At 38.4% G+C, this 8,963-nt stretch carries 10 protein-coding genes; 8 read left to right on the forward strand and 2 right to left on the reverse strand.

Features of this window, described 5'->3' with window-relative positions; all coding sequences use genetic code 11:
- Positions 1–26 precede the first annotated feature (26 nt).
- The 3 genes from bioD (at position 27) to htpX (ending at position 3,481) form a co-directional block, all read left to right on the forward strand.
- Positions 27–710, forward strand: a complete 684-nt coding sequence (gene bioD, locus QMA08_RS01110) for a dethiobiotin synthase (protein ID WP_096793156.1) — start codon at positions 27–29, stop codon at positions 708–710.
- A gap of 123 nt (positions 711–833) precedes the next feature.
- Positions 834–2,405: an FAD-dependent oxidoreductase gene (locus tag QMA08_RS01115; protein WP_290173371.1), complete on the forward strand. Its 1,572-nt coding sequence runs from the start codon at positions 834–836 to the stop codon at positions 2,403–2,405.
- A gap of 212 nt (positions 2,406–2,617) precedes the next feature.
- Positions 2,618–3,481 (forward strand): protease HtpX, encoded by an 864-nt coding sequence (gene htpX / locus QMA08_RS01120; protein ID WP_002961248.1) that lies wholly within the window; start codon positions 2,618–2,620, stop codon positions 3,479–3,481.
- A gap of 66 nt (positions 3,482–3,547) precedes the next feature.
- On the opposite strand, the gene gloA is transcribed toward htpX, so the two are convergent.
- Positions 3,548–4,075, reverse strand: a complete 528-nt coding sequence (gene gloA, locus QMA08_RS01125) for a lactoylglutathione lyase (protein WP_290173372.1) — start codon at positions 4,073–4,075, stop codon at positions 3,548–3,550.
- Positions 4,076–4,195: 120 nt separating this feature from the next.
- Here gloA and QMA08_RS01130 point away from each other — a divergent pair, with 120 nt between their 5' ends.
- Both QMA08_RS01130 and QMA08_RS01135 read left to right on the forward strand, forming a co-directional pair.
- Complete coding sequence (locus QMA08_RS01130; RefSeq protein WP_290173373.1) at positions 4,196–4,636, forward strand: GNAT family N-acetyltransferase; 441 nt, start codon at positions 4,196–4,198, stop codon at positions 4,634–4,636.
- Positions 4,637–4,727: 91 nt separating this feature from the next.
- Positions 4,728–5,237: a YetF domain-containing protein gene (locus QMA08_RS01135; protein WP_290173374.1), complete on the forward strand. Its 510-nt coding sequence runs from the start codon at positions 4,728–4,730 to the stop codon at positions 5,235–5,237.
- A 71-nt stretch (positions 5,238–5,308) separates the two neighbouring features.
- Here QMA08_RS01135 and QMA08_RS01140 read toward each other — a convergent pair whose 3' ends face one another.
- On the reverse strand, positions 5,309–5,929 hold the full coding sequence (locus QMA08_RS01140) for a trimeric intracellular cation channel family protein (RefSeq protein ID WP_007586765.1): 621 nt from the start codon (positions 5,927–5,929) through the stop codon (positions 5,309–5,311).
- A 393-nt stretch (positions 5,930–6,322) separates the two neighbouring features.
- Here QMA08_RS01140 and QMA08_RS01145 point away from each other — a divergent pair, with 393 nt between their 5' ends.
- From QMA08_RS01145 to QMA08_RS01155, 3 genes are all read left to right on the forward strand, one after another.
- Positions 6,323–6,925 carry an excalibur calcium-binding domain-containing protein gene (locus QMA08_RS01145; protein ID WP_290173375.1) on the forward strand — a complete coding sequence of 201 codons (603 nt, stop codon included), beginning with the start codon at positions 6,323–6,325 and terminating at the stop codon, positions 6,923–6,925.
- Between the two features lie 252 nt (positions 6,926–7,177).
- On the forward strand, positions 7,178–7,693 hold the full coding sequence (locus tag QMA08_RS01150; protein WP_290173376.1) for a hypothetical protein: 516 nt from the start codon (positions 7,178–7,180) through the stop codon (positions 7,691–7,693).
- 118 nt (positions 7,694–7,811) lie between these two features.
- On the forward strand, positions 7,812–8,600 hold the full coding sequence (locus QMA08_RS01155; protein ID WP_290173377.1) for an FRG domain-containing protein: 789 nt from the start codon (positions 7,812–7,814) through the stop codon (positions 8,598–8,600).
- Positions 8,601–8,963: the final 363 nt, after the last annotated feature.

The raw sequence follows: 8,963 nt of genomic DNA on the forward strand, positions 1-8,963 counted from the left end.
AAGCCCAAAGACATTAAAGGCAACGCATGAAAGAATTTTTTATAACAGGCACCGACACCGATGCCGGAAAAACCCACGTTACCAGTTTGCTATTAAAGTTACTTGCCCAACACAAAAAACAAGCCATTGGCTTTAAACCCCTTGCTGCTGGCTGCGAAATGGCATTCGATCAACTAGTAAATGCCGATGCCCTCATACTAATGGAAAGTGCAACAGTGAGCGCTAAATACGACGTAGTAAATCCGTTTGCGTTTGCACCGCCTATTGCGCCGCACATAGCAGCGGAGAAAGTTGGGGTGAGTATTACTGTAGATAAACTTAGTGATGCTTATAAAAACGTAAAACAACAGGGCGCTGACATTATACTTACCGAAGGTGCTGGTGGTTGGGCATTACCTATTAATAAAAACGATTATTTATACGACTGGGTTAAAGCAGAGCAACTGCCGGTAATACTTGTTGTTGGTATGAAGCTAGGTTGCTTAAATCATGCGTTACTAACCGCTGCGCATATGCAAAGTATGGGTATAAACTGCGTTGGCTGGATTGCAAACCAAGTCGATAAAAATATGGACGAATACCAAGCAAACCTTGATTCACTCAAAGCACGCTTACCGTTCCCAATACTTGCCATAAGCCCATACAGCGAGCAAACTCCTAAGTTACAAATATACAAAAGCTTGCTTAGTGCGTTATCTATAAACACTTAAGTGGTTTTAAAAAAAAGTTACTTTTTTAGGTAAATCTTGAAATAGTCAGCCTTAGTACACATATAAACGTTTATAAATACATAGCTTGCTTAAAGACAATGTTACTAAGGACATAACGACTATATGACGCACCCATTTATTGAAAGCTACGCCCCAGATGCGCACGTAAGCGCTGAGCCAAAAGCACTAAACTATGGCTTACCTAAAAAACGCGTAGGTATAATAGGTGGAGGCACAGCTGGCGCCACAATAGCCATTAGGCTTGCTGCGTTAGGGTTAGAAACTTATGTGCTTGAAAAGAAAAAGTCGTTAATTGATGGCCCTCCAATGTGCCATTTGCATGCAGGTGGCAACTTATACCGTGAAATACCCGATGAAGACTGCATAGATTTACTCAAGCAATGTATAGATATTGCTCGCCTTTATCCTCACACCATAGATGTTCGCCCTACAGTATTTGCCGTACCCAAGCGTGATGACGACGCACCCGAGGACTTATTTCCGCGTTTAAATAAATTAGTAAAAGCCTACAGCGACCTTGTAGAGCAAGATAGCGCTAACAAAGTATTAGGCGAGCCTGAGCATTATTATCAGTTATATAGTTATGAGCATATGCTAAAGCTTGCTAAGCAAAAACAAGTAGCCAAACCCACGTCATTAGATGAGTGGATGATACCCGTTGCTAAGCATTTAGATTTAGATAAGTTAAAGTTTCCGCTTATTGTTGCACAAGAATATGGTTGGAATATATTTCGTTTATCGGCCAGTGCACAACTCGCCCTTGCACAGTACAAACACGCTCATGTTTTAACAAGCACCAGTGTTAAAAACGTATCGCCAGTTATAAATACCAATAATGATAAGCAAACACTTAAATGGCACATTGAATACCAATCAGAGCCAAGCCTTGATGAACAACCTGATACACAAGCCGATTCACAAACCATTGAGGTAGATTACCTAATAAATGCGTGTGGTTTTCAAACCGGTATTATTGACGACCTCGTTGGGGTCGATGTAAAACGCATGGTTGAATTTAAAGCCTCTTACATTACTCATTGGCAAGGTGCTGGTGGGCAAATACCCGAAATAATTATTTATGGTAACCGTGGTACGCCAGAGGGCATGGCGCAGTTAACGCCTTACCCTAACGGGTATTTTCAAATACATGGCATGACTAACAACATTACATTGTTTAATGATGGCTTAGCTGATGCCACGCCAATGAGCGCACAACCTAAACTTCCCAATAAATACCTTCATTATATTAAAGATGGATGGGACAAAGCTGCATTGCAAACACGTACCCAAACAGCAATTGATTATGTAGCCGAGTTTGTGCCTGCATTTAAAACTGCTAGCACACAAAATAATGCCTTGTATGGCGGGCAACAAATCCCGGGTGATGACGACACTTTGCGCGTAGCCGATGTAAGTTTATATTCGCATATTAGTTACGCACGGGCCGAAAATGTTAAAGCATCGTCAACGTTAATAGCGGCAGATCAAATAGTGGGTGAGTTTATAAAATTAGGAATAATAAGTAGCGATCCTGCTGTAAATCATCACCGCAGTACCCACCAATGGTCGTATCTTAAACATAATAGCAGCGAAAAAATTGACGAAGTTGCACGCATATTGGCACACGAGCGTGGGTTTCCGATTGATATGGCAGAGCTTAATAACAGCTTGTAAAAAGCTGATCTATAAGTAAACCTCATACTTAAATTTGCTGTAAAACCCTTCTTAAAAAAATTATCAATAAACACATAAATAACACTTGTGTTATGACATAGTTTGTCACAGAATAGCGTTAACGTTATGACATAGTGTGTCATAACGCAGTGATTGCTTTAACCTAATTTAATTTTATGTTCGGTGATCAAACCTATTTTTGTGAGGACAATATGAAACGTATATTTTTGTTTTTATTAACTAACCTAGCGGTTATGTTGGTATTAGGTGTAGTGCTTTCAATAATAATGAGTGCGCTGGGCTTAAGCCATCGTAGCCTTGGCGGAATTTTACTTATAGCCACCGTATTTGGTTTTGGTGGATCGTTTATTTCGTTATTTATGTCGAAATGGATCGCTAAAAAATCAACAGGCGCGCATGTAATTACGCAGCCTCGAAACGAAACCGAACATTGGCTTGTACAAACGGTATCTGCGCAAGCACAAAAAGCAGGCATTAAAATGCCAGAAGTGGCTATTTACGACAGCCCAGAAATGAACGCATTTGCAACGGGCCCAAGTAAAAACAATTCGTTAGTGGCAGTAAGCACAGGCTTAATGCACAACATGACCAAAGATCAGGCCGAAGCCGTACTTGCCCACGAAGTATCGCACGTGGCTAACGGCGACATGGTAACGCTTACGCTAATACAAGGCGTGGTAAATACCTTTGTAATATTTGCCGCAAAAGTACTGGCAGGCATTGTAGATAACTTTATTAATAGCGATGAAGAAGAGGGCGGCAGTAGCTGGACATACTTCTTATTCGATATGTTATTCCAAGTATTATTTGGCGTGCTAGCAAGCATAGTAGTTGCAAGTTACAGCCGTAAACGTGAATTTGCAGCCGACAGCGGCGCAGCAAAACTAGTTGGTGCTGATAAAATGCGTTCAGCCCTTGAGCGATTAAAGCAAAACCATCCTTCGCAATTAGAAGGCTCAATGATGGCCTTTGGTATTGCAAGTGGCAAAGGTGTTGCTGAGTTGTTTTCGTCGCACCCACCGCTTGATGCGCGAATAGACGCACTACGTAAATAAGGTAACTCTTATTTACAAACACAAAAGCCAGCGTAATAGCTGGCTTTTTAGTGTGTAGTAAGCTGGTTATTTACCAAAAATAATATCGGTAATGCCTTCTGGTGAGAGTATTTCTATCCAGTAACCGTCAGGGTCTTTTATAAATGCTAAGCCCTTCATTGAGCCATCGTCTGGCTTTTTCACAAATTCTACATCGTACTTTGCAAAGCGTTCACTGGCTGCGTATACATCGGGTACACTAATACCAATGTGACCAAAGCCTTTAGGTTCTTGGTTACCGCTGTGGTATCCCTCAAAGCTGTCGTCGTTTTCTGTGCCCCAGTTATGGGTAAGCTCAATGAGTGCAGGGCGACCAAATACCCATTTAGCTTTAGTTTTATCATCACCTTGTGGCAATTCTGGCTCGTAGCCTAAAAAGTACAATGTAAACTTCATTTCAGGAAAGTCATACTTACCTAACAGCTTCATACCTAATACATTTTGGTAAAATTCGAGCGACGGCTTTGGATCTTTAATACGTAACATAGTTTGTTGCATAACAAAGCCCTGAGTGGCCTGTTCAACTTGTTCTGGAGATTCGTTATAGTTAGACATGGTGATCCTTTCAAAAATGATAAAGCGAAAATAAAGATATAATGCTTAAACCATCATAATCAACCGTAGTTTAAATTTAAACTGTCTAGGTCAAATCATATAATAAAAACAAGGAATTTTATGGCTATAACAATAACCACAGGCACAATTGATGATGTAACCGCAGTGAGTGAATATGTCCCTGAACTACTAACAGCCATTGATAGTGACACTTTACGTAACCGTTTAGAAAACAAAAAAGCATTGATATTAGTAGCACATAAAGAAGATACATTAGTTGGTTTTAAAATTGGCTATGAGCTATCTAATACACAATTTTATAGTTGGCTTGGTGGAGTGCATTTTAACTATCGTAGATTAGGTATTGCTAAAAAATTACTTGTCCAACAAGAAAAGTGGGCTTATGAACAAGGTTTTACCAATATACACGTTAAATCGATGAACCGGTTTCCTCAAATGCTAACTATGCTAATCACTAATGGTTATCACGTTTGTGGCTACGTTGATAATCAAAGCACAGAGCTAAGCAAAATTAAGTTTGTAAAACAACTAACAAAGTAAATACAGGCACTTTATTCATCGTTATTTAACTTAGCGCCATGTAGGGTTATAAGCAAAAGCTAATTGCCACCTTTAATAGCAAGGAACCACTATGTTTTATGATGATATGCAGGGATTATTACGTGTACTTACAATAGGTGTACTGGGTTATATCGCGCTGGTGTTTTGGTTGCGTGTATCGGGTAAACGTACGCTTTCAAAGTGGAACGTGTTCGACTTTGTAGTCACCATTGCGCTGGGCTCTATATTAGCCTCGGTTATTATTTCAAAAAGTGTACCGCTGTTTGAGGGCATACTTGCCTTTGTAGTATTAATAGGGCTGCAATATGTTATTACGTGGCTTAGTGTGCGCTCGTCAAAATTTGCAGCGCTTATAAAAGCAGAACCCACGCTTTTAATGAGTGATGGTGAATACTGCACGGCTGCACTTAAATCGCAGCGCGTAACAAAATCAGAAATTCGCGCAGCTATACGTGGCGCTGGTATATTAGCCATAGAAGATGTAGCCGCAGTAGTGCTAGAAACCGATGGCAGTTTTAGTGTACTTAAGCAAAATAACAGCGGGTTAAAAACCGGGTTAAGTGATGTAAGCGGGCATTAAAATAATACGCTAATAGTTATATTAACTAAGGCAGGTATATTACCTGCCTTATTTTGTATTAAAGTTTATTTTTATTTAGCGTGCTGCTCTAATAAACTAAAGGTAGGTAAGCGCCATTTAAAGCGTATTGATGCCATACGTATTAAGTAGCCTGCAACAAGGCTTACAATAATGCTTATGTTGTCGTCAATATTGTAATGGTGCAATGCTAAGTATAAACAGGCAACAAGTAACGATACACTCGCGTATAGCTCGTTATGTAATACAAGCGGCGCTTGGCGACATATTAAATCACGCAGTAAGCCACCAAAAACACCCGTTACAACCGCAGCCACTACACAAATACCGTAATGCAGCCCCATATTTAGCCCCACTTGGCAGCCAATAATACTAAAGGCTGCTAAACCAAGGGCGTCTAGGCGCATAAATATGCCTTTAAATTTAACCACCCATTTAGCAAGCCACGTAGTGACAATACCGGCAATACAGGTAATTAATAAATACTCTGGGTGTTGCACCCACGTAAGCGGGTAATTGCCTAGTAATATATCTCGAACGCTACCACCGCCAATTGCCGTGGCGCTGGCTACTAGCACTACGCCAAACCAATCCATTTTCATTCGTCCTGCGCTAAGTGCGCCGGTCATGGCTTCTGCGGTAATACCAATAATATAAACAACGGTTAGTAACATGAGATAATCACTTAAAATACGTGCGTAAAAATAAGGTGTGGATTGTATAGATAAATTAAGTAAATAACGAATGAAAAATCGTACTAAAAACGGTTAATTTAGATAGAAATAGCTAATGACAAAACCTAGTGTAAACAAGCTGTTAAGCTAATCGGTGAGTGCGCGGTAGCTCATATGAATTAAAGGACATTTGGCCGCAAATTATAAATAAAATAAGTTGAGGTTTAGTTGTTTTTAGCACGCTTATTTTTCAGCTAAGTTTAATAGATAAGACGTGAAAATTAACGCAATATGAATAATTGGTTGCATGGTTTTAATTTAGGAACGTATAATAACAAGTGTTAACTAAATGGAATTTGCGTAAAACGCAGCTTAAGCAGAGCAGGTGGATACATGAACAAAGGATTGTTAAAGTCGTGGAAAACCGACAAAGGTTTTGGTTTTATTAAATCAGACACCCTAGAACACGACACGTTTATACACATATCAGCGCTCAAACACATGAGCCGCAAGCCCAAAGTGGGCGACACTATTTACTTTGAAGTTGCAACACAGCCCGACGGTAAAACCAAAGCAGTTAACTGCCGTATAGAAGGCGTTGCAGAGCTTAAAGCACCTTATCAAAAACACAATAACCAGCCGCACCGCATTGCCAAATCTAATTTTGCCAGTAGCTTTTTAGGTAAAGTTGCCTCAATAGCGCTTATTGCAGCACTTTGTTTTTATGCGATTAATAAATACAACACTCACTCAAGCAGCCAAACACCCATTATCACCAATGATTTAGCCACTAATGACGATTTAGCCACCTTTGATGAAACATACCCAAAAGTCGTTATTCCTAAAAGCACGCAAAATTTTACGTGTGATGGTAGGCAGTATTGTACTGAAATGCGCTCACGCGAAGAGGCGGTGTTTTTTATTAACAACTGCCCGAATACAAAAATGGATGGTGATGGAGATGGAGAGCCTTGTGAGAGGGATTCACGATTTTAAAGGGGCGGGTTATAAAGCTTTCAGCTTTAAATAAAAACAGATTTAATTAATGGCTGTGTATAAATACAGTTCTTTGAGTTTTGTCCCATAACATTATTAAAAGTCGTTTTGGGGTTAAATTACAAAGGCTACTGATTAGCAATTGTAATTATCGAACAACGTAATAAACGCAGTTTTGGGTGTTATAAGCCACCAGAGTAGGGTTCACTAAGCTGTTATATGGTTCTCAAAGTTTGGAGTTAAATTCAATAAATGTTCAATCTAAATGATGATTTGAAAAAAATAAAAACTAAAGTTTTAGTTATGTCTGGGATTTCTTTATTTATTGCTCTAACACAAGCCTTGCCTCAGAAAGTGGCTATCCTTGGTTTGGATTTATCTAAAAATGAAACTATGGCAGGTTGGTTTGTTTTGGCTGTTACAGCCTATTTTTTAGTAAGTTTTATAACTTTGTCAATTATTGAATTAATTCAGTATTACCTTCCAGCTTTGATTGGTAGAAAAACTGCAAAAACCACCGGGGATGTAATCGGTTTAACAGAAGATGAATGCTTTCCTGAAGAGGAAAATGAATACTGCGATCCGGATGTGGGAACAAGGAGCGGAGAAGTAAACGACATAAGAAGAAAAAATCAAGAAATTACATACAAATACAAAAGTAACTTTGTTAGGGTTTCTAATTTAGTTAAATTGATTAGTGATTTTTTATTTCCAATTGTATTTAGTGTTACAAGCTTGGGGCTTTTATATTGTTTTTTAATTAATTAATAAAACCATACAACAAGCAATCAACAGGACTTAAAACCGTTTGTTGTTTTTCGTTCCTCAAAACTTTAACAAATTATTTTAAGCCTGTTATGGCCGTTATGTTTAATGGAGAGTTCAGTTGTCCAGAAAGCCGCGATGGAAAAAAATCACTAACGACAAAGGAGCAGCTACTTATGAGTTAAGCTCCTGGAAGTACTTCTCAGATTATATTAATCAAGAGCTTCTTGAGCATAAAAGTTATGTATTCAGAGGTCATGCTGATAGTAATTGGAAATTAGAACCTACTCTAGATCGTTTTGTGGATTCTTCAACATCACCCAAAAGAGAAGCCATCTTAGAACAATTTAAATTCGAGACTAGAGGTCGAAGGGGATCTCATCCGCCACTAATGGAATCAGAAAATGATTGGTGGGCATTGGGACAACATCATGGTTTATGTACGCCTCTATTAGATTGGAGTGAGTCACCATTTGTTGCACTATATTTTGCGGCTTCAGCAGCATTTAAATCAAAAAGTAAATCTATGTCTATATTTGCTTTTTTTCAGGGAAGTGCTGAAGTCTTCAATAAAGCAATCAGAGACGATAAGGACGTAGCCTTAATCAATAAGCATAAACCCACAGTAAAAGTTATTCGACCACTTAGTGATGAAAATAGTAGGCTTGTTAGCCAAAGAGGTTTATTTACAAGAGCTCCTAACAATATGGATCTCGAATCTTGGGTTAAAAAATACAATACCTATAAAGGTGGTGAAATGACTATAATTAAAATAGTTATTCCAACGAAAGATATTGAAAAATGCCTAAAGTATTTAAATAGAATGAATATAAATCACTCTACACTATTTCCTGATTTAACAGGGGCAAGTGAATATTGTAATAAGCTACTAAGTATCGATGGCTATTAAAGATAAGGGGTCAAATTTTGATTTCATATATCAAAATTTAAATTGGTTAAAAGTTTTTTATATAAGTCAATGGAGCAAATAAACAAGACACCCATCCTAAAAGTTGTATTGCCTTTCGAGCAATTGAAGGTGGACTAAATGATGCTTATGGCACTTTTATAACATTTATGAATGATATAAAAGAGAAACTTAGACTGCTGTGGGGTTTTGCTGGTAAGCCATATTTCGCTTTAGAATATATATCAGATGAAATATATATGATTAACAGTGACACCCATTCTAAATTTTGCTCTTTTAAAAATTAAGGACTACGTTTTAATTAGTTCAAAAAAAAAGCAGGGTGTCTTATGGCAATTGCAAGAA

This window comes from Pseudoalteromonas sp. APC 3355, from assembly GCF_030407615.1.
GTDB lineage: Bacteria > Pseudomonadota > Gammaproteobacteria > Enterobacterales > Alteromonadaceae > Pseudoalteromonas > Pseudoalteromonas distincta.

Coding starts and splice junctions, on each gene's coding strand:
- bioD (WP_096793156.1), top strand. CDS start 27: ATGAAAGAATTTTTTATAACAGGCACCGACACCGATGCCGGAAAAACC.
- QMA08_RS01115 (WP_290173371.1), top strand. CDS start 834: ATGACGCACCCATTTATTGAAAGCTACGCCCCAGATGCGCACGTAAGC.
- htpX (WP_002961248.1), top strand. CDS start 2,618: ATGAAACGTATATTTTTGTTTTTATTAACTAACCTAGCGGTTATGTTG.
- gloA (WP_290173372.1), bottom strand. CDS start 4,075: ATGTCTAACTATAACGAATCTCCAGAACAAGTTGAACAGGCCACTCAG.
- QMA08_RS01130 (WP_290173373.1), top strand. CDS start 4,196: ATGGCTATAACAATAACCACAGGCACAATTGATGATGTAACCGCAGTG.
- QMA08_RS01135 (WP_290173374.1), top strand. CDS start 4,728: ATGTTTTATGATGATATGCAGGGATTATTACGTGTACTTACAATAGGT.
- QMA08_RS01140 (WP_007586765.1), bottom strand. CDS start 5,929: ATGTTACTAACCGTTGTTTATATTATTGGTATTACCGCAGAAGCCATG.
- QMA08_RS01145 (WP_290173375.1), top strand. CDS start 6,323: ATGAACAAAGGATTGTTAAAGTCGTGGAAAACCGACAAAGGTTTTGGT.
- QMA08_RS01150 (WP_290173376.1), top strand. CDS start 7,178: ATGTTCAATCTAAATGATGATTTGAAAAAAATAAAAACTAAAGTTTTA.